This window comes from Cellulomonas sp. McL0617 (assembly GCF_049994875.1).
GTDB lineage: Bacteria > Actinomycetota > Actinomycetes > Actinomycetales > Cellulomonadaceae > Cellulomonas.
The window spans coordinates 2,925,376-2,944,467 of the sequence record NZ_CP188256.1 but is presented as its reverse complement, the minus strand read 5'-3'; the positions used below and the strand labels follow the sequence as shown (position 1 = coordinate 2,944,467).

17 protein-coding genes are annotated in these 19,092 nt (G+C 72.9%); 11 read left to right on the top strand and 6 right to left on the bottom strand.

Translation table 11 applies throughout. The features are described from left to right. Positions 1-46 precede the first annotated feature (46 nt). Genes ACPPVS_RS13260 through ACPPVS_RS13250 form a run of 3 tightly spaced genes read right to left on the bottom strand, consistent with a single transcriptional unit; the run spans position 47 to position 3,188 of the window. Complete coding sequence (locus ACPPVS_RS13260) at positions 47-1,252, bottom strand: DUF4350 domain-containing protein (protein WP_426592724.1); 1,206 nt, start codon at positions 1,250-1,252, stop codon at positions 47-49. After that, positions 1,249-1,938 carry a DUF4129 domain-containing protein gene (locus tag ACPPVS_RS13255; protein WP_426592723.1) on the bottom strand — a complete coding sequence of 230 codons (690 nt, stop codon included), beginning with the start codon at positions 1,936-1,938 and terminating at the stop codon, positions 1,249-1,251. Before ACPPVS_RS13255 ends, ACPPVS_RS13260 begins: the two co-directional genes overlap by 4 nt. Beyond that, a complete protein-coding gene (locus ACPPVS_RS13250) occupies positions 1,935-3,188 on the bottom strand; it encodes a glycerophosphoryl diester phosphodiesterase membrane domain-containing protein (protein WP_426592722.1) in 1,254 nt (417 codons plus the stop codon). Before ACPPVS_RS13250 ends, ACPPVS_RS13255 begins: the two co-directional genes overlap by 4 nt. Before the next feature lie 196 nt (positions 3,189-3,384). Here ACPPVS_RS13250 and mtrA point away from each other — a divergent pair, with 196 nt between their 5' ends. The 7 genes from mtrA (at position 3,385) to secA (ending at position 13,413) form a co-directional block, all read left to right on the top strand. Further along, positions 3,385-4,068, top strand: coding sequence for an MtrAB system response regulator MtrA (gene mtrA / locus ACPPVS_RS13245; protein WP_426592721.1), 684 nt, complete (start codon positions 3,385-3,387; stop codon positions 4,066-4,068). Between the two features lie 28 nt (positions 4,069-4,096). Next, positions 4,097-5,797, top strand: a complete 1,701-nt coding sequence (mtrB, locus tag ACPPVS_RS13240) for an MtrAB system histidine kinase MtrB (protein WP_426592720.1) — start codon at positions 4,097-4,099, stop codon at positions 5,795-5,797. Continuing rightward, positions 5,794-7,479, top strand: a complete 1,686-nt coding sequence (locus tag ACPPVS_RS13235; RefSeq protein WP_426592719.1) for an LpqB family beta-propeller domain-containing protein — start codon at positions 5,794-5,796, stop codon at positions 7,477-7,479. The genes mtrB and ACPPVS_RS13235 overlap by 4 nt, the downstream gene beginning before the upstream one ends. A gap of 88 nt (positions 7,480-7,567) precedes the next feature. Next, the gene (locus ACPPVS_RS13230; protein WP_426595980.1) at positions 7,568-8,302 is read left to right on the top strand and encodes a ComF family protein; all 735 of its coding nucleotides are present in this window, start codon (positions 7,568-7,570) and stop codon (positions 8,300-8,302) included. 200 nt (positions 8,303-8,502) lie between these two features. After that, positions 8,503-9,135 carry a ribosome hibernation-promoting factor, HPF/YfiA family gene (gene hpf / locus ACPPVS_RS13225; RefSeq protein WP_426592718.1) on the top strand — a complete coding sequence of 211 codons (633 nt, stop codon included), beginning with the start codon at positions 8,503-8,505 and terminating at the stop codon, positions 9,133-9,135. A gap of 88 nt (positions 9,136-9,223) precedes the next feature. After that, positions 9,224-10,450 (top strand): winged helix-turn-helix domain-containing protein, encoded by a 1,227-nt coding sequence (locus ACPPVS_RS13220; RefSeq protein ID WP_426592717.1) that lies wholly within the window; start codon positions 9,224-9,226, stop codon positions 10,448-10,450. Positions 10,451-10,602: 152 nt separating this feature from the next. Then, entirely contained in the window at positions 10,603-13,413 is a 2,811-nt protein-coding gene (secA, locus tag ACPPVS_RS13215) for a preprotein translocase subunit SecA (RefSeq protein WP_426592716.1), read from the top strand. 53 nt (positions 13,414-13,466) lie between these two features. Here the strand turns inward: secA and ACPPVS_RS13210 are convergent, their stop codons facing one another. Next, entirely contained in the window at positions 13,467-14,033 is a 567-nt protein-coding gene (locus ACPPVS_RS13210; protein WP_426592715.1) for an Rv3235 family protein, read from the bottom strand. Then, positions 14,030-14,875 (bottom strand): LysM peptidoglycan-binding domain-containing protein, encoded by an 846-nt coding sequence (locus ACPPVS_RS13205; protein WP_426592714.1) that lies wholly within the window; start codon positions 14,873-14,875, stop codon positions 14,030-14,032. Before ACPPVS_RS13205 ends, ACPPVS_RS13210 begins: the two co-directional genes overlap by 4 nt. A gap of 472 nt (positions 14,876-15,347) precedes the next feature. Between ACPPVS_RS13205 and ACPPVS_RS13200 the strand changes: the two genes are divergently transcribed. The 3 genes from ACPPVS_RS13200 (at position 15,348) to ACPPVS_RS13190 (ending at position 18,067) form a co-directional block, all read left to right on the top strand. Beyond that, on the top strand, positions 15,348-16,721 hold the full coding sequence (locus ACPPVS_RS13200; RefSeq protein ID WP_426592713.1) for a ferredoxin reductase family protein: 1,374 nt from the start codon (positions 15,348-15,350) through the stop codon (positions 16,719-16,721). A gap of 191 nt (positions 16,722-16,912) precedes the next feature. Continuing rightward, positions 16,913-17,374: an FMN-binding protein gene (locus tag ACPPVS_RS13195; RefSeq protein WP_426592712.1), complete on the top strand. Its 462-nt coding sequence runs from the start codon at positions 16,913-16,915 to the stop codon at positions 17,372-17,374. A 165-nt stretch (positions 17,375-17,539) separates the two neighbouring features. Further along, positions 17,540-18,067 carry a hypothetical protein gene (locus tag ACPPVS_RS13190; RefSeq protein ID WP_426592711.1) on the top strand — a complete coding sequence of 176 codons (528 nt, stop codon included), beginning with the start codon at positions 17,540-17,542 and terminating at the stop codon, positions 18,065-18,067. Between the two features lie 28 nt (positions 18,068-18,095). Here ACPPVS_RS13190 and ACPPVS_RS13185 read toward each other — a convergent pair whose 3' ends face one another. Then, positions 18,096-18,305 (bottom strand): helix-turn-helix domain-containing protein, encoded by a 210-nt coding sequence (locus ACPPVS_RS13185; RefSeq protein ID WP_426592710.1) that lies wholly within the window; start codon positions 18,303-18,305, stop codon positions 18,096-18,098. A 118-nt stretch (positions 18,306-18,423) separates the two neighbouring features. Between ACPPVS_RS13185 and ACPPVS_RS13180 the strand changes: the two genes are divergently transcribed. Beyond that, entirely contained in the window at positions 18,424-19,092 is a 669-nt protein-coding gene (locus ACPPVS_RS13180; protein WP_426592709.1) for a hypothetical protein, read from the top strand.

The following is a 19,092-nucleotide window of genomic DNA, read 5'->3' as shown; positions in this document are numbered from 1 at the left end:
GACGGGGCAGGCGGCGCCGTCGGCGGCCACTGCAGGCTGTCGTCGCTCACGATCGGTGAACCTCGCTCTCGAGATGGTCCAGGTCCCGCGCCAGCTGCGCGAGGCCGTGGTCGTCCGTGGGGGGCGGCCCGTACAGGAGGGCCTCGATGTGCTGGGGCGGTCGCCCGGACGCGCGAGCGAGCGCGTCGATGACGACCTGGGGTGCGGCGGAGCGCGGGAGTCCGAGGCGGGCGCAGGAGCGTGCGGTCGCGCCCGCGCGCAGGGCTGCGGCGGCGTGCCCGAACGAGCGGGAGCGCCGGTACAGCCGCCCCCGCCCCCGGGTGGTCTCCCCGGCCCGGACGACCACGGGCAGCTGCTCGGTGACGATGCGGCCGAGGCGGCGTCCGCGCCACAGGGCGCCGACCGCGGCGACGAGCAGGAGCTGCAGGGCCAGGACGTTGACGATCGGAGGGACGACGTCGGTGGCCTTCGGGCGGGACGAGCCGCCCGGGTTGACGTCGGCGGGCGACGGGATGTACCAGACGAGCCGCTCGTTGTGGCCGAGCATCCGCAGCACCAGGGCGGCGTTGCCCTCGTCGGCGAGCCGCGCGTTGGTCAGGGGCGCCCGGTCGGTGAGCACCGAGATGCGCTGCCCGTCCGTCGTGGTCACCCCGTACGCGCCGGCGCTCCCGGCCGACCCGTCGGAGGGCGGGAAGCAGACGACGGCGCTCGGGTCGAGGGCCTGCAGGCGCCCCGAGGCGGTGATGGTGCCCGCGGCCCCCGCGTCGGGGTCGTCGCAGTCCGCGGTGCGTGTCTGCGGCTGCCCGGCCGAGGACGCGCCGTACCCGAGCGAGTCCGTCAGCTCACCGACCGCCCAGCTCGCGTCGACGAGCACGAGGTCGGCGCCCGTGGCCCGCAACGCGTCGGTGTGGGGTGTGTCGATCAGCTCGTCGCCGACGACCAGGACGGTCGAACCCGGACCGGCCAGCCGCACGACGTCGCTGACCCGCCGCACGTAGCGGACGTCGACCCCGCGGTCGCCGAGGATCTGCGCGGCCGCGCGCGCGCCTCCCGGCAGGGGGTTGTCGGGCGCGAGCGACTGGGTCGAGGTGACGGGCTGGGGGAGCGCCGCGAGGAGGCCGACGAGGCACGCGAGCGCGAGCAGGCCGAGCGGGAACCGCCACCTGCGCCAGCGCGAGGCGGCGCGCGACCGCCCCGTGGTCCCGTCTCCGACGACGGACGCGGCGTGCGTCGTGACGACCGTGGCGCTCATCGGGGCATGCTCAGCGGCGGGTCGGCGGCCGACGAGGGTGCCGAGGGTCGCGCCGCGCGCACCCGCTGGTCGACCTCGCGCAACCGGGCGTCGTCGTCCGGTCCGGCCTGCTGGTGGCCGTAGGCGACCGCGTCGAAGAGCCGTCCGGCATCGACCAGGTCCGCGCCGATCGCGGGCAGCCGGCCCGCTGCGGCGTCGGCCGCCTCGTGCGCCGTGCGGGCCGCGCGCTCGTCGAGCACCGCCCGTTCCTCGAGGCCACGCACGATCGCGCGGAACCGCTCGACGACCGCGAGGTCCCAGTCTCCGGCGGCGGCCGCGGCGTCGGCGGCCCTGCGGATCTGGTCCGCGGTGCGGGCGTCGTCGACGTCCAGGACGTTGCGCTGCGCCGCGACCCGGCCCGCGCGTCGCACCGGCCCGTAGAGCAGGAATGCGAGGGCGACGACGACCGCGACGACGAGGACGACCACCGTCAGGACGAGCGGGCTCGGCAGGCTCGCCCCCTTGACGCCGGAGAGCTGGTCCGAGAGCCAGCCGAGCAGCCGGCTCAGCAGCGAGGGCTGCCGGTGGTAGACGGGGTCGGCCAGCTCCTGGGTGGCCCAGCGGCGTGCGGTGTCCGCGTCGGGGTCGACCGGGACGTCGGCGGTCAGCCGTGCTGCACCGCCCACCGCCCAGGCCGACAGGGTCACGCCGTCTGCTCCGCCGCTCGGGCGAGCTCGACGTCGAGCCCCTCGCGTCGCATCCGGACGTCGATGTACAGCAGTGCGGTGACCGCGGCCACGAACGTCGTCGACAGCGTGAGCGCGATGATGCTCGCGATCCCGTTGATGACGATCGAGCCGAACGACCGGCCGGAGGTGTCGTCGAGGAGCAGCTGGGAGACCAGTGACGCAGGGACCGTGAAGATCGCGCTGATGATGTTGGCCAGGATCGCCGTCAGCAGCCAGATCCCGAGGAGCCGCCAGAACGAGCCGCGTGTGAGTCGCCACGACCGGGCGATCGTCGGCCAGAAGCCCTTGCCTTCGAGCATCAGCGCCGGTGTGGTGAGCAGCGTCCGGACGTTCACCCAGAACGCGCCGACGAAGTAGGCGAACAGCGCGAGGACGCCGATCAGGATCGCGAGACCGACATACCCGCCGACGGCCAGGAGAGCCACGGCGCCGACCCCGACCCCCACGGCCACGCTGACGGCGACCGCGAGGAGCAGCGAGAACGCGACGACGAGCCACACGCGGCCGGAGCGCAGGACGTCGCGGACGGTCACCACCTGGCCGAGGACGGACCGGCTGACCGAGACGATGAGCAGGCCGGTGAGGATCGTCGTCGCCAGGGCTGTGATCGGCAGCGAGGTCAGCTGCGCGACGCTGCTGCCGAGCGATGCGCTCAGATCAGCGGTCCCGTGCGGGTCCAGCTCGTCAGCGACGTCGGTGAACTGTGTCGCGAGGACTCCCGCGACGTACCACGCGACGAGCGACTGCACGGCGACGGCGATGGTCACGACGAGCGCGGACATGCCGAACATGACCTTCGGGTTCGCACGGATCGCCCGGAACGCGCCGTCGTAGATCTCCCCGAGCCCGATCGGTCGCAGCGGGATGATCCCCGGCTGCAGCGCGGGGGGTCGCCACGATGCACCCGGTGGCGGTGCCATCGGCTGGCCCCAGCCGAGCGGGACCGGTGGTGCGGCGGGAGGGCCGCCCCAGCCGGGCGGGGGCTGCTGGCCGTAGAGCGGCGGGGGAGCCGGCTGGCCGTACACGGGCGGCGGCACCGGCTGCCCGTACACGGGCGGCGGCACCTGCTGCCCGTACGGCGGCGGGGGAGCTGCGGGTGCGGGTGCAGGTGCGGGCGCCGGGGGAGGCGGCGGGGCGGCGTCGCCAGCCGGGCCGGCCGGCGAGGCCCAGCCCGGTTCCTGCGGCACTTCGTCGTGCGGGCTCGTCATGCGAGCACTGCTCCCTCGGCTCGGTGTGCGTTCGCGCGGGAGTCGTGTTCCGGGCCCCCGCGGAGGAATCATCGTGCCACGGCGGCCGGTGCGCGGGAGGCGCGACCGGGTGATCTGTGCGGGGCGCGGCGCATCGCGGACGGGCTCCGACCTGGAACTGGCCGTCTCGAGGTCTCCCGGGTGCGAGAATGCGCGCATGAAGGGACGCGTGCTGGTGGTCGACGACGACACCGCGCTGGCCGAGATGATCGGCATCGTGCTGCGGTCAGAGGGTTTCGACCCGGTGTTCTGCGAGGACGGTGACGAGGCGCTGGGCGTGTTCCGGGCGACCCAGCCGGACCTCGTCCTGCTCGATCTCATGCTGCCCGGCAAGGACGGCAACGAGGTCTGCCGGCTGATCCGCGCCGAGTCGGGCGTGCCGATCGTGATGCTGACGGCCAAGAGCGACACCGTCGACCTGGTGCTCGGCCTCGAGTCCGGCGCCGACGACTACATCTCCAAGCCGTTCAAGCCCAAGGAGCTCGTGGCACGCGTGCGCGCCCGCCTGCGCCGCAGCGACGAGCCGGCACCGGAGCACCTCTCCATCGGCGACGTCTCCATCGACGTGCCCGGCCACCGCGTGTCGCGCGCAGGCAAGCCCGTCTCGCTGACGCCTCTCGAGTTCGACCTGCTCGTTGCCCTCGCCCGCAAGCCGTGGCAGGTGTTCACGCGCGAGGTTCTGCTGGAGAAGGTCTGGGGCTATCGGCACGCGGCCGACACCCGGCTGGTCAACGTCCACGTGCAGCGGCTGCGCTCGAAGATCGAGAACGACCCCGAGCAGCCCGAGATCGTGGTGACCGTGCGCGGCGTGGGCTACAAGGCGGGCGTGGCTTCGACGTGATCCCGGCGGGGGCGGCGCCGTCGTGCGCGTGAACAGCACCTGGCGGCTGGTCCGGGCGCGCACGATGCGGCGGGTCCGCTCGGGCGCGCGCAAGTGGCGCGGGTCGCTGCAGGTCCGCGTCATCACGACGACCATGGCGATCGGCCTGGTCGCGCTCGCGGTGATCGGCGTCTACGTGAGCGAGCGCATGCGCGACGGCCTGTTCACGGCCCGCGTCGACCAGGTGCTCGAGGAGAGCGCGCGCTCCACGAAGGCGGCGCAGGCGACGTTCGACGCCTCGACGGCCACCTCCGGCACCGACGTCCTGAACCTGCTGCACGACGTCGCGCTCGCGCAGCGCGCGGGCGGGTCGGGCGCGCGTGAGGTGTTCCTGCTGCGGGCGCCCGGGCAGAAGGGCGGCGGCGTCGCGGTCACGGGAGCCGCCTCTGCCCCGGTCCTCGTCCCGCTCGTCAGCCCGGAGCTCAAGGCCGTGACCGCCACGGGCGGCCAGCACTGGCAGTCCGTGGCGTGGCCCGTGACCACCGGCGACGAACCGGCCGTGATGGTCGGCCAGAACGTGAACGTGCGCGGCGTCGGCACCTACCAGCTGTTCTTCCTGTACAGCCTGCAGTCGGAGCAGGACCGGCTGGAGTTCCTGCAGCGCACCCTCCTGCTCGCGGCCGTCGCCCTGGTCGCCCTGCTCGGCAGCATGACCTGGCTGGTGACCCGCCAGGCTGTCCGCCCCGTGCGCCGCGCTGCCGAGGTGGCCGAACGGCTCGCCGACGGTCACCTGTCCGAGCGGATGCCCGAGCGCGGCGAGGACGAGATGGCGACGCTGGCACGCTCGTTCAACGAGATGGCGGCGAGCCTGCAGGACCAGATCCACCGCATGGAGGAGCTGTCGACGCTCCAGCGCCGGTTCGTCTCGGACGTGTCGCACGAGCTGCGGACCCCGCTGACCACGGTGCGCATGGCCGGCGAGGTCATCTACATGTCGCGCGGCACCTTCGACCCGGCCGTGAAGCGCTCGGCGGAGCTCCTGCAGACGCAGCTCGACCGGTTCGAGGAGCTGCTCGCGGACCTGCTCGAGATCAGCCGGTTCGACGCCGGCGCCGCGGTGCTCGAGGCGGGAGGCCGGGACGTGCGCGACGTCGTGGTCGCGGCCGTCGACCACGCCGCGCCGCTCGCGGAACGCCGCAGCACGTGGCTGCGCGTCACCGTGCCCGAGAAGGCCTGTCTCGCGGACATCGACCCGCGCCGCGTCGAGCGGATCCTGCGCAACCTGCTGGTCAACGCGATCGAGCACGCCGAGGGCACGGCCGTCGAGGTGACCGTCGGCGCGGACTCGCACGCGGTCGCGGTGACCGTCCGTGACCGGGGCGTCGGCATGACCCCGGACGAGGCCCAGCACGTCTTCGACCGCTTCTGGCGCGCCGACCCGGCCCGGGCCCGCACCACGGGCGGCACCGGTCTCGGCCTGGCCATCTCGCTCGAGGACGCCCACCTGCACGGCGGTTGGCTGGAGGCGTGGGGCCGACCCGGTCGCGGGGCGAGCTTCCGGCTGACGCTGCCGCGCCGCGCGGGCATCCGGCTCACCGACTCCCCCCTGCCGCTGGTTCCCGACGAGACGCCGACGGTCGACGCCGTGCGGGTGCCGCTCGTGCGGCCCAACACCGATCCCGCGGCGTTGCCCGACCTCGCCGACGCGCGCGAGCCCGACCCCAGCGACGAGCCTCAGGAGGTGCGATGAGGTCCTCCCGGCACCCTCGTCAGGCGGTCCTCGCCGCCGCACTCCTGCTCCTGCTGTCCGCCTGCGCCTCGATCCCCATGTCGGGCCCGGTGCAGAAGGGGGACCCCCGGGTCGAGACCCAGGCCGACGTCGACGTGTTCGCCCCCGGACCGGAACGCGGTGACACGCCCCAGCAGATCGTCGACGGCTTCCTCACCGCGAGCGCGGCCGGCTTCTCCGACGGCTTCGCTGCCGCTCGTGAGTTCCTGGCGGGGGAGGCCAAGGCGAAGTGGGACCCGTTGTCGGGCCAGGTCGTCGCCGGCCCCGTCGTGTGGGGGTCGAGCACGAACGAGGCGCAGATCGTCGGCGACATCCCGGTGGCGGCACGGGTGGACGGCGACGGGCGCTACGTCGAGGCACCCCCCAACGCGGCCGAGTCGGTCACGTTCGACCTCGTGCAGGACGACGCCAAGCAGTGGCGCATCTCCGGTGTGCCGGACGGCCTCATCCTGCAGGAGCAGGACTTCACACGGACGTTCCAGCCGGCGTCCTTGTACTTCCTCTCGCCGGACAAGACCTACCTGGTGCCCGAGACCCGGTGGCTGCCGAACAAGAACCTGCAGACCGCGGTGGTCAAGGAGCTGCTCGCCGGCCCGTCGACGTGGCTGCGAGACGCCGTCGTCACGGCCATCCCCGAGGGTGTGGCGCTGAACCCCGAGGCCGTGCTCGTCGACTCGAAGGGTGTCGCCCTCGTAGGGCTGAGCCCCCAGTCGACCGTCACCAAGGCCGACCGCTCGCTCATGCTGGCGCAGATCGAGGCGTCGCTGCGACCGGTGCCTGGCGTCGGTTCGGTCCAGGTCGTCGCCGTCCCGGCGGGCGGGAACCCCGTCACCGACGGTCTGCCGCTCGACGGTGCGGCCGTGCTGCAGCGCGGGAACGCGCCGACCGGCAACGTCGAGTTCCTGCAGGCCGACCGGCTGGTCGCCCTGTCCCAGGACCAGGTGGCGCCGGTCGAGGCGGTCAGCTCGCTCGCCGGCCTCGACGCCCGGAGCCCGGCCAGCAACGCCGACGGCAGCCTCCGCGTGCTGCTCTCGGGTCCCGACAGGCTGATCACCGCGCCGACCGCCACCACGCCTGCGACCACCCTCTACACCGGCGCCTCCCTCGCCGCGCCGTCGATCGACAGGTTCGGCTGGACGTGGACGGCGTCGACCACCGACGGGATCGTCGCGGTCAAGGCGGGCGCGGCGACGGTTCCGGTCCAGGCGGACTGGCTGGCGAGCCGCACCGTGCGCGCGCTTCGGGTCGCGGCCGACGGCACGCGGATCGCCGTCGTGTCGTCCGGCGCGGACGGCGTCACGATCGACGTCGCCGGGATCATCCGCGACGAGTCGGGCGCGCCGCAGCAGCTCGGGCCGCCGATCCGGGCGGGCGCGTCGATGGTCGACGCCACGGCTGTCGACTGGATCGACGAGTCGACGCTCGGCGTGCTCGGGACGAGCACCGGGAACGTCGCGGTGCACAGCGTCCCGGTCTCGGGACCCACCACGTCGAAGCCCGAGGTGGCCGACCCGACCGCCTTGGCGGGCGGGGCCGTCATCTACGTGACCACGCTCGACGGCGGCCTGCGACGGTTCGCCGGGGAGACGTGGGCCACGGTCACCGGGGTCACCGGGGCGTCCGACCCGTCCTACCCCGGCTGAGCCGACCTCAGCCCCGCCGGGGCCGGACCGGCCCGGCGGCGGCCGGGCCGGTGTGGCCGGAGGACCGACGCTTGGTCGCGTGACCTCGATGCTGCGCGACCTCGTCGGCCTCGTCCTGCCGGTGGAGTGCGCCGGCTGCGGGCGCGACGACGTCGCCTGGTGCGTCCGCTGCGCCGCGCTGGTGGGCGGCGTGCCGTGGCGGTGCGAGAACCGGGCACCTCGCCTCGACCGGTTGGACGGGCGCGGACCGCTGCCGGTGTGGACGCTCGCCGACTGCACGGGCGACGTGCGGCGGGCGATCATCGCGTGGAAGGACCGTGGACGTGCCGACCTGACGGCCCCGTTGGCGCGGGCGATGGCCGACCAGGCGCAGAGGGTCGCGCCGGCCCTCACGCGAGGCGTCCCGCTCCTCGTCGTGCCCGCGCCGTCCACCGCCGCCTCCCGCCGGCGCCGCGGGGGCAACCTCGTCGATGCCCTCGCCGCGGCGGTCGCCAGCGGGCTCGTCGCAGGCGGCGTCCCCGCCGAGTTCGCGGCCGTGCTGCACCGTGCGCGTGGCGGCGACCAGGTCGGGCTGGGCGCACGCGAGCGGGCGGCCAACCTCGCCGGACAGGTCTGGGTGCGGGGCCGCCGACGCGAGACGGTCGCCGGCCGTCCGGTGGTGCTGGTGGACGACGTCCTGACCACAGGGGCGACGTTCGCGGTCAGCCGTCGCGCGGTCGAACAGGCCGGTGGCCGCGTCGTCGCGGGTCTGACGCTCGCCTCGACGCCCGGCCCGGCGCGACCGCCGGCACTGCCGGGCACGGCGGTCAGAACGTTCGGGTGATCCCCGGCGTGGGAGTGGTCACGGAAGAGTCACGGGGTTAGCGTGGGACGCCAGAGCCGGCGCCGAGCCGGGGCGGACCCGACGGGTCGTCCGGATCGGCTGCGGGAGGAGGTGACGCCGCCCGACTGCCCTCAGGGCAGCCCAACGCATGTCACCTACGGGCGGGCACGACCCGCCCCCGACCCTCGCAGGAGGCTCACATGGAGATCGTGGTTGCCGGCCGGCACACCGAGGTGCTCCCGAAGTATCGGGCGCACGTCGAGCAGAAGCTCGCGAAAGTCGAGCAGCTGGCCCCCCGCGCACAGCGGATCGATGTCGTCGTGTCGCACGAGACGAACCCCCGCCAGTCCGGAAGCTCCGAACGCGTCGAGCTCACCGTGGTGGACCGAGGTCCCGTGATCCGCGCTGAGGCGTGCGCAGACGACCGGTACGCGGCCCTCGACCTGGCGCTCAACAAGCTGCTCGAGCGGCTGCGCCGGACCCGGGACCGGCGCAAGGACCATCGCAACCACACTCCGATCACGCCGCTCGACGTCCGCCCGCCCGAGCCGGAGCCGGCGGCTCCCGCGCCGGTCGACCCGGAGGCCGCGGTGGAGACGACGCTCGGCGACTCGCCGGTCATCATCCGGGAGAAGGTCCACGCGGCCCAGCCCATGACCGTCGACGACGCGCTGTACGAGATGGAGCTGGTCGGGCACGACTTCTTCCTGTTCATCGACGCCGAGACCGCGCAGCCGTCCGTGGCCTACCGCCGCCGCGGCTGGAGCTACGGCGTGATCAAGCTGGACACCGCGGTGTCCGCCGGGCACCTGCCGCAGGTGGTCGGCGTCTGAGACTCCCTGAACGACGCACGGCGCCCGGTCGGGTCCTTCCCGGCCGGGCGTCGGCGTCTGTGTCGGTGGCGGACGGCAGGATGACGACGTGACCGCCGAGCGCCTCAGCCTGTCGCAGGCCCGACGTATCGCCCTGCGTGCGCAGGGCCTGGACACGGCGCGCCCGGCCCGGGGTGCGCCGCCGACGATGCGGCAGTTCCAGCAGGTGGTGGACCGGCTCGGCGTCCTGCAGATCGACTCGGTCAACGTGCTGGCGCGTGCCCACCTGATGCCGACGTACTCGCGCATCGGCGCGTACGACCAGGCGCTGCTGGACACGGCGTCGGGCCGGACGCCCAGGCGGTTGGTCGAGACGTGGGGGCACATGGCCTCGTTCGTCCCGCCCGAGACGTACCGCCTGCTGGGCTGGCGCCAGCGCGCCTACCAGAGCGAGGCGTGGGGCACGATCGCTGATGTCCCGCTGAGGCACACGCCGATCGTGCACGAGATCCGGGCGATCATCGCCGCCCGCGGACCCATCACCGCCCGGGAGGTCCAGGAGAGCTTCGAGGCCGAGCACCCGACCACGCGTGGCGAGTGGGGCTGGAACTGGACCGTGGCCAAGCGGGTGCTCGAGTTCCTGTTCTTCACGGGCGAGGTGACGTCGGCGGGCCGCAACGGGGCGTTCGAGCGGCGGTACGACCTGACCTCGCGCGTGCTGCCGGCGGCCGTCCTCGCCGCGCCCGAGCCGGCCGAGGCCGACAGCGTGCGCGCACTGGTCGAGATCGGTGCCCGCGCCCACGGCGTCGGCACCCTGCGCAGCTTCGCCGACTACTTCCGCATCAAGCAGACGCCCGCCGCGCGCGCGGTCGCGGAGCTGGTGGAGGAGGGCGTGCTGGTCGAGGTCACGGTCGACGGCTGGGACGAGGGCGCGGTCTGGCGGCACCGCGACGCGACGCTGCCCCGTCGAGCGACCGGGCGGGCGCTCCTCAACCCCTTCGACCCGCTCGTCTTCGAGCGCCGCCGGGTCGAGGCGCTCTTCGGCCTGCGGTACCGGATCGAGATCTACGTCCCGGAGCCCAAGCGCGTGTGGGGCTACTACGTGCTGCCGTTCCTGCTCGGCGAGCAGCTCCCGGCGCTCGTCGACCTCAAGGCCGACCGGCAGGCCGGCGTCCTGCGGGTCCAGGCCGCGCACCGCACGCCGGGCGTGGACGCCGACGTGGCGGGGCCGCTGGCCGAGGAGCTGCACGAGCTTGCCGGCTGGCTCGGGCTCGGCGAGGTGGTCGTCGCCTGCCGTGGTGACCTCTCGGCGGACCTGGCCGCAGCGGTCGGTTGACCGTTTTCACGCACGGCGGAAACCGGTGGGAGCACAGGGTCGGACCGAGGGCCTGCCGGTCGCCTACGATGGACGGGCCCGGCCGTGCGGTCGGTGCCCAAGCCGCTCCGACGCCGCGCGCGCCCGGAGTGCGAACACGTCGGGAGTAGTGCGTGCCAGCGATCCTCGAGAAGGTCCTGCGCCTCGGTGAAGGCCGGATCGTCAAGAAGCTGTCGGGCATCGCCCAGCAGGTCAACACGTTGGAGGACAGCTTCGTCGCGCTGTCCGACGCCGAGCTGCGCGAGGAGACCGACCGGTTCCGCGCCCGCCTGGCCGACGGGGAGTCGCTGGACGACCTGCTCGCCGAGGCGTTCGCCGCCGTCCGGGAGGCCGCCCGCCGCACCCTCGGCCAGCGTCACTTCGACGTCCAGCTCATGGGCGGCGCGGCGCTGCACCTGGGCAACATCGCCGAGATGAAGACCGGTGAGGGCAAGACGCTCGTCGCCACGGCGCCGGCCTACCTCAACGCGCTCGCCGGCAAGGGTGTCCACGTCGTCACCGTCAACGACTACCTCGCCAGCTACCAGTCCGAGCTGATGGGGCGCGTCTACCGCTTCCTGGGCCTGACCAGCGGCGTCATCCTGTCGGCGCAGCAGCCGAGCGAGCGGCGCGAGCAGTACGCGGCGGACATCACCTACGGCACCAACAACGAGTTCGGCTTCGACTACCTGCGCGACAACATGGCGTGGAACACCGACGAGCTCGTGCAGCGCGGCCACAACTTCGCCATCGTCGACGAGGTCGACTCCATCCTCATCGACGAGGCCCGCACGCCCCTGATCATCTCCGGCCCGGCCTCGGGCGACGCGAACCGCTGGTACGCCGAGTTCGCCAAGGTCGTCCGTCGTCTGCAGGCCGAGCGCGACTACGAGGTGGACGAGAAGAAGCGCACGGTCGGCGTCCTGGAGCCCGGCATCGAGCGCGTCGAGGACTACCTCGGCATCGACAACCTCTACGAGTCGCTCAACACGCCGCTCATCGGGTTCCTCAACAACGCCATCAAGGCCGAGGAGCTGTTCAAGCGCGACAAGGACTACGTCGTGATGAACGGCGAGGTGCTCATCGTCGACGAGCACACGGGCCGCATCCTGCCCGGCCGCCGCTACAACGAGGGCATGCACCAGGCCATCGAGGCGAAGGAGGGCGTGAACATCAAGGCGGAGAACCAGACGCTCGCCACGATCACGCTGCAGAACTACTTCCGCCTGTACGGCAAGCTCTCGGGCATGACCGGAACGGCCGAGACCGAGGCCGCCGAGTTCCAGGGCACGTACAGCCTCGGCGTCGTGCCCATCCCGACCAACCGCGAGATGCAGCGCATCGACCAGCGGGACTTCGTCTACAAGAGCGAGAACGGCAAGTACGACGCCGTCGTCGACGACATCGTCGAGCGCCACGCCAAGGGTCAGCCGGTCCTGGTGGGCACCACGAGCGTCGAGAAGAGCGAGCTGCTCTCGAGCAAGCTGAAGAAGCAGGGCGTGCCGCACGAGGTGCTGAACGCCAAGGCGCACGCGCGCGAGGCGTCGATCGTCGCGCAGGCCGGCCGCAAGGGCGCGGTCACAGTGGCGACGAACATGGCCGGCCGTGGCACGGACATCATGCTCGGCGGCAACGCCGAGTTCATGGCCGTCGCCGACCTGGCCGCCCGGGGCCTCGACCCGGCCGAGAACGCCGACGAGTACGAGGCCGCCTGGCCGGCCGCCCTGACCAAGGCCAAGGAGTCGGTCGCCTCCGAGCACGACGAGGTCGCCGAGCTGGGTGGTCTGTACGTGCTGGGCACCGAGCGGCACGAGTCGCGCCGCATCGACAACCAGCTGCGTGGTCGTTCCGGCCGCCAGGGCGACCCGGGGGAGTCCCGGTTCTACCTGTCGATGCAGGACGACCTCATGCGTCTGTTCAACTCGGGTCTCGCGGAGTCGATGATGACGCGGGCCGGGTTCCCCGAGGACATGCCGCTCGAGTCCAAGATCGTCACGCGCGGCATCATGTCGGCGCAGTCGCAGGTCGAGGCGCGCAACTTCGAGATCCGCAAGAACGTCCTGAAGTATGACGACGTCATGTCCCGCCAGCGCGAGGTCATCTACGCACAGCGCCGCCGGGTGCTCGAGGGCGAGGACCTGCACGTGCAGATCACGCACTTCCGGGAGGACGTGCTGACGGACTACGTCGGGGCCGCGACCGCCGAGGGACGCCCCGAGGACTGGGATCTCGAGGCCCTCTGGACGGCGATCAAGGCCGTGTACCCCGTGACGATCACCCCCGAGGAGGTGGTGGAGGAGGCCGGCGGTGAGATCCGGCTCAGCGCCGACCTGCTCACGCGGGAGATCCTCTCCGACGCCGAGGTCGCCTACGCGGAGCGCGAGGAGTCGATCGGGTCGGACAACATGCGCCAGCTGGAGCGGCGCGTGACGCTGTCGGTCCTTGACCGCAAGTGGCGTGAGCACCTCTACGAGATGGACTACCTCAAGGAGGGCATCGGCCTGCGGGCGATGGCCCAGCGCGACCCGTTGGTGGAGTACCAGCGCGAGGGGTTCCAGCTCTTCAACGCGATGAACGACGCGATCAAGGAGGAGACGGTCGGCTACCTGTTCAACCTGGAGGTCCAGGTCCAGGAGGCGGCCGCGCCGTCGTCGCCCATCACGCTCGACTCCATCGCGGCGGCGCAGCAGACCCCCGGCGCGGCGGCTGGTGCCGAGCGCCCGGCGGCCCGGCTCGTCGCCAAGGGGATCGACGGTCCTGAGGAGCAGGCGCCGCTGCAGTACTCGGCGCCGTCCGTCGACGGTGACGCCGGTGTGGTCACCCGCGCGACGGGTCCGGCGGGCAAGAACGGCGGCGCTCCCGCGTCGTCGGGTGGCCAGGCGACCGGCGGGACGGCCAACCGCGAGGAGCGCCGGAAGGCGGCCAAGAACCAGCGCAAGCGCTGATCGTCACGTCGAAGGCCCGCTCCCCACGCCGGTGAGCGGGCCTTTCGGCGTCATTAGCCGATCTCGAGGGCGGTCGCGCGCCACGCGCCGCGGTGGGCCTCGAGCCGGAGCGCGACAGCCCGGACGCGGCCCGCGTCGTCCGTCACGACGCTGACCTCGTGCGCCGTCGTGAGGACGGGCGTTGCCCGGAACCGCCGGACCACCGGGCGACGGACGCCCTGTGGGGCGCTCAGCACGCGCGCGGTCAGTGCGCTGCGCACCTGCAGCGCCTCGTAGACGCCCGGCGCGAGCCAGCGCGCGAGCTGCGCGGCGGGCCGCCGACCTGCGAGGACCTCGAGCGACGCGAGCGCGATGGCGCAGCCGACGGCGGCGGGGTCGGCAGACGGCACGGCACCGGGCGCGTCCTGGTCGTCCGGGGCTGCTCCCGGCTCGTCCCTCGCCCGCAGCACCGAGATCCGACTCGTGATCGTCGGAGGGACCGGCTGGGCCGGACCGGTGGCACGCGGGACGCGCGCCCTGGGGGGAGCGGCGACCAGCCGGACCCGTGGCTCAGGCCCACGCACCCGGGCGAACGCGTCCTCCGTGCCTGAGAGCGCCGGCTCGACGGCGACGGAAGTCACGGGGTCGCCCCGTCCTGCGGGGCCGCGAGCACCTGGCCCGGGACGATCACGCCCGGGTCGGGTCCGATGGTGGCCGCGTTGGCGTGATACCAGGCAGGCCAGGCCGCCGCGATCTGGGCGTCGGTCGCGTGCGGGTCCAGATGGCGGGCCGCGATGGCCCACAGGCTGTCGCCGGCGACGACGACCACGCTCTGGTCGGCCGCCGCGGCGAGCGTCGCCGCTGGCTCCGCGGGCGCGGCCATCGCCTCCGCGACGGGTGTCACCGCCGCCGGCGTGCTCGGTGGCGTGCGCAAGACGGGCGACGGGTCGGCCGTCTCGACGGGCGCTGCGGTCGGGGAGGCTGTCTCCTTCACGAGCGGCGTCGTGGCCACCCAGCCGAGGTCGTCGTCGGCGACCGTGACGGCCGCCACCGACGGCGTGGGTGCCGGGTGGACGGCTGCCGAGGCACCCGTCGCGGCGCCGAGCCCGACGGTCGCCCCCACGGCGAGCACGAGTGTCCGACGGACGACCGCGGGAGCGCACCGGTGGACCATCCGTTCGCCGAGGCGCCAGCTCGAACCGACGAGCCGCGCGCCAAGGCATCCGAGTGCGAGGAGTGCCGACGCGGCCAGCCAGGTGGCCACGAGGGCCCCGACCCCGCAGACGGCGATCTCGACCAGCGCGTCGACGCCGAGCACGGACGACGCGGTGACGAGCGAGAACCCGCGGGATGCGAGCCCGACAGCGAGTGCTCCTCCGGCGAGCGATGCGACCAGCAGGTCGAGCCCTGCGGAGGTGAGCGATGGTCGTCGCGACGGTCGGGCAGGAGCCTGCTTGCGTTGGTGCGCGGCGTCGATCGCCATGTTTGATCCTCAATCGTGTCGTTTGATGCAATTTGACCATGCTTGAGGGTCATAGATGTACCTGAATGTCCGAACCTTGTCCAGGGGGATCTGTCTGTCGAGTTGTGCAGGACCGTCCGCGCCTGCAGCGAAGCTCGGGCATGATCGCCGGCTGGCAGCCGGCCGGCTCGTCGGCGGTTGCGTCGAGACGATGGTCGCCGACACGCCGGACGGCGACGTCGGAGCGTCAGAGCACGCCGCGGACCGGCACATCGTCTACCTCGAGGCCGCTGAGGACGACGCGGCGACGATCGCCCGCAACCCTCATGGCCTGTGGCCTGCGGGTTCGTTCGAGAACGCCCGTGCTGTCAGGTCGGAACGGCACCTGGTGTGTCGGCCGTCCTGCCCGTCCTGAGCGTGTCCCGGGCCGACATGGAGGCAGAAGGTCGGCGCCACGGAGAATTCTCCGAGATTTGGGTGTGACCCTGCCGTCATGACGACCGTGGAAGGCCCGCCGGCGCAGCGCCGTGCGACCTACCGAGCCTCTGGACAGCCGAAGCGCGGGCGGTTCCCCGTGCGAACCTCGCTGGTCATCGGTTGCGTGGCGCTGCTCGGCTGGTGGTGGCTGGGTACGCCAGCTGGTGCGGTGACGACGCCGGGTGGTGCTGTGCTGGCGTTCGGGGAGCTCGCCGGACTGCTCGGGTCGTTCCTGGTGGTCGCACAGCTGCTGCTGGTTGCCCGGGTGCCCTGGTTCGAACGGTCAGTCGGCTTCGACCGACTCGTCTCGTGGCACCGGTCGCTCGGCACGTCCGTCGTGCTGCTGGTAGTGAGTCATGCCTTGGCCATGGTGGTCGGCGGGATGTTCGTCGACAACGCCACCCCCTGGGACGAGGTGATGGCGATGCTCCGCACCTACCCGGACATGCTCACCGCGCTGGCCGGCACCACGGTGTTCGTCGTCGTCGGCATGTCCGGCGCGCGGGTGTTCCGCCGGCGACTGTCTTACGAGTGGTGGTTCCTCATCCATCTCACGGTGTACGGCGGGGTGTTCCTCGCGTTCTTCCACCAGGTCTCCGCTGGTGCCCACCTGGCGCGCAGCCCGATGGCCCGTGCGGCGTGGATCGCCTTGTATGCGGCCACCGCGGCTGCCGTCATCTGGTACCGGGCGCTGGTGCCGGCCGTGCGGTTCGCGTTCTCTGGCATGCGCGTCGAGCAGGTGGTGCGGGAGGCCGCCGGGACGACCTCGGTCTGGCTTCACGGACGCAACGTGGACCGGCTCGGCGGGACGGCGGGTCAGTTCTTCCTGGTCCGCTTCCTGGCGCGCGGCCACCTGCTAACGGCGCATCCTTACTCGTTGTCCGTCGTGCCTGCGGATCGACGGGTCCGCTTCACCATCGGGGCGCTAGGGGACCACTCCGGTGCGGTCCGGCGCCTGCGCCCCGGGACCTGGGTGTTCCTCGAAGGCCCGTTCGGCCGGTTCACCGCCGAGCGCGCGCGCTCCTCGCGCGTGCTCCTGGTCGCGGGCGGCGCAGGCATAGGTCCCGTCCGGGCGCTCGCGGAGCACCTCTACAGCGGAGGTCGTGACGTGGTCGTCGTGCACCGCGCGCACTCTGCGGACCACCTCGCACTTTCCGGCGAGTTCACGGAGGTCGACCGTCTGCGCTACGTGCCGCTGCCGGGCCGGCGCGTGGAGCTGGGCTACGACCCACTGAGCCCGCACCGGCTGGGTCTGCTCGTCCCCGATGTCAAGCGGCGAGACGTGTTCATATGCGGGCCCGAAGGGATGACGACGACCGTCGTCCGAGCACTGCGGGCGCTCGGCGTGCCGCGGTCCGCCATCCACACCGAGGAGCTGAGCCTGGCATGAGCACGCGACGCGGGCGCGGAACCGCCTTGTACGGACTCGCTGTCCTTGCTATCGCGCTGACTCTCACCGGCAAGATCGCCCGGGCTGATGACGCGTCAGCCAACGCCGTCGCGCAGGCTGTGGCATCGACCCGAGCACCTGTTGCCGCTGCTCCCGTCCCCGCGGCCACGGCGGCGCCGGCCATGACGAGCGTGGCACCAACAGCCTCCGCTCCCGTCCCGACGACTCCCGCGGCGACGAGCACGACGCCGGCGGCTCCCGTGGCCCCGGCTCCCGTCCCGTCCACTCCGGCGGCCGAGGGCCAGGCGGGCAGCGGCACGACGTCCACCCAGGTCACGGCACCGCCCGCAGTCCCGACGATCGCAGCCCCGCCGGAGGGGCCGGTAACGGTCACCGGCGAGCAGGTCAACACGCCGTACGGGCCACTGCAGGTCGCGGTCACGTTCACCGGGACCTCGATCAGCTCCGTCAAGGTGCTGCAGTCGCCGAGCTCTCGTGCTCTGAGCGTGCAGATCAACGCTCACGCGCTGCCGATCCTCATCCAGGAGGCCGTCACGGCCGGCTCGGCGAACATCGACGCTGTCTCTGGGGCTACCTACACATCGGCGGGCTACAAGAAGTCGCTGCAGTTCGCGATCGATCACCGTGGCTGACTCACACCGCAGACTCGGGCACGGCCTGCGGCGGGGAGGGTTGCAGGCCCGCTCGGACGCGAACGCCTTGCCAGACTGAGTCGGGGGATGTTGCGGCAACTCAACACGATCAAGATCGGGCCGCCAGCCGAGGTGTCTGCGCGGGCTGTCCCCTACGGTGCTCGGATGCGGTGGGAGCAGCTGTTCGCGGACATGGAGGCCCAGCTGGCTGCGAGCCGGCTCGCCGACGTACGCGCGGAGGTCGCCGAGCTCGCCCGTGCCGAACGGGCATCGGTGACGCTGGCCGCCCGGGTGCGCGCCTCGGTGGGGCAGACCGTGCGCGTGCGGCTGGGCGTCCACGAGGCGATCACGGGGACCGTCGTAGAAGGCGCGCCGGAGTGGCTGCTCCTGGCGACGTCGTCGACCCGGCGCAGCCTCGTGCCGCTGTCGGCGATCGCCGCCGTGGACGGGCTGGCGCCGGACGCCGCCCCGGCGCCGGGTCTCGTCGAGTCGCGGCTGGGGCTCGGTCAGGTGCTACGGGCGCTTGCCCGCGACCGGGTGGGCGTGCGGGTCAGTGCGCGCGGGGTCGAGGTGGTCGGTCGGATCGACCGGGTCGGCGCCGACCACCTGGACGTCGCGGAGCTGGGCGTGGCGGGACGGCCGGCGACGTGGGCCGTGCCGTTCGACGGGCTGCGCGCGGTGCACGAGGCCTGACCGTCGGCCACAGCCGGTCGCCGTCCGGTCAGCCGGCGTCGGCCGAGTTGCGGGCGCGGGTCTCCTCGTACATGCGCTGGATGTACTTCTCCAGCTCCGCGGACTCGATGCGCCACTGCAGGCGGCCGCCGATCTGGATGGCGGGCAGCTCGCCGGAGCGCACGAGGGCGTAGGCCTGCGGGGCCGAGATGTTGAGGACCTCGGTGACGTCCGCGAGGGTCAGGAACCGCGAGGGCATGACCGCAGTCTGGCACGCACCGGCGCCCGAACCGGTTTGTCCACAATGCACCGTTCTCGCCCGCAGGGGGTGCTCGGCGCGGCAGGATGCAGAGGTCTGCCGACGATCAGGGGGAGTCATGGACAGCAGCGTCATCGATCTGCCCGCGCCGGTCGCGGCGCGGCTGCGTCGGCCGGGCTGGCGCGACCCGAGGCTGCTCGCGGGCGTCGCCATGGTGGCGGCGTCGGTGCTGCTGGGGTCGTGGGTGGTGCGGACGGCGCAGGCGACCGTGCCCGTGTACGTGTCCCGGGGCGCCCTGGTACCGGGGGACCGGCTCGAGGCCGGCGAGCTCTCGGTGGTCGACGTCCGCCTGGGCACCGTCAACCTGAACCACTACCTGCGCGCGGACCGGCCCCTGACCGACGCCGTCGTGGTGCGGGTGGTCGGTAGGGGTGAGCTCGTCCCGTCGTCGGCGATCGGGGACGCCGGCGACCTGGACCTGCGACCGGTCTCCGTGACGCTGGAGCACACGCCGTCCCAGGACGTCACCGAGGGCGCCCAGGTGGACGTGTGGTTCACGCCCACCCCACCGATCGGCAACGAGGTGGACGCGGTCCCGACGACGCCGCATCAGCTGGCGACCAACCTGGTCGTGGCGCAGGTGACCACGCAGGACGGTGCGTTCAGCGTGGGCGGCGGGACCCAGGTGCAGGTCCTGGTGCCCAGTGCGCAGCTGCCGGAGATCCTTGCGGCGCTCGCTGCCGACGGCACCCTCGACGTCGTGCCCGTCCCCGGCACGGGAGGCTGA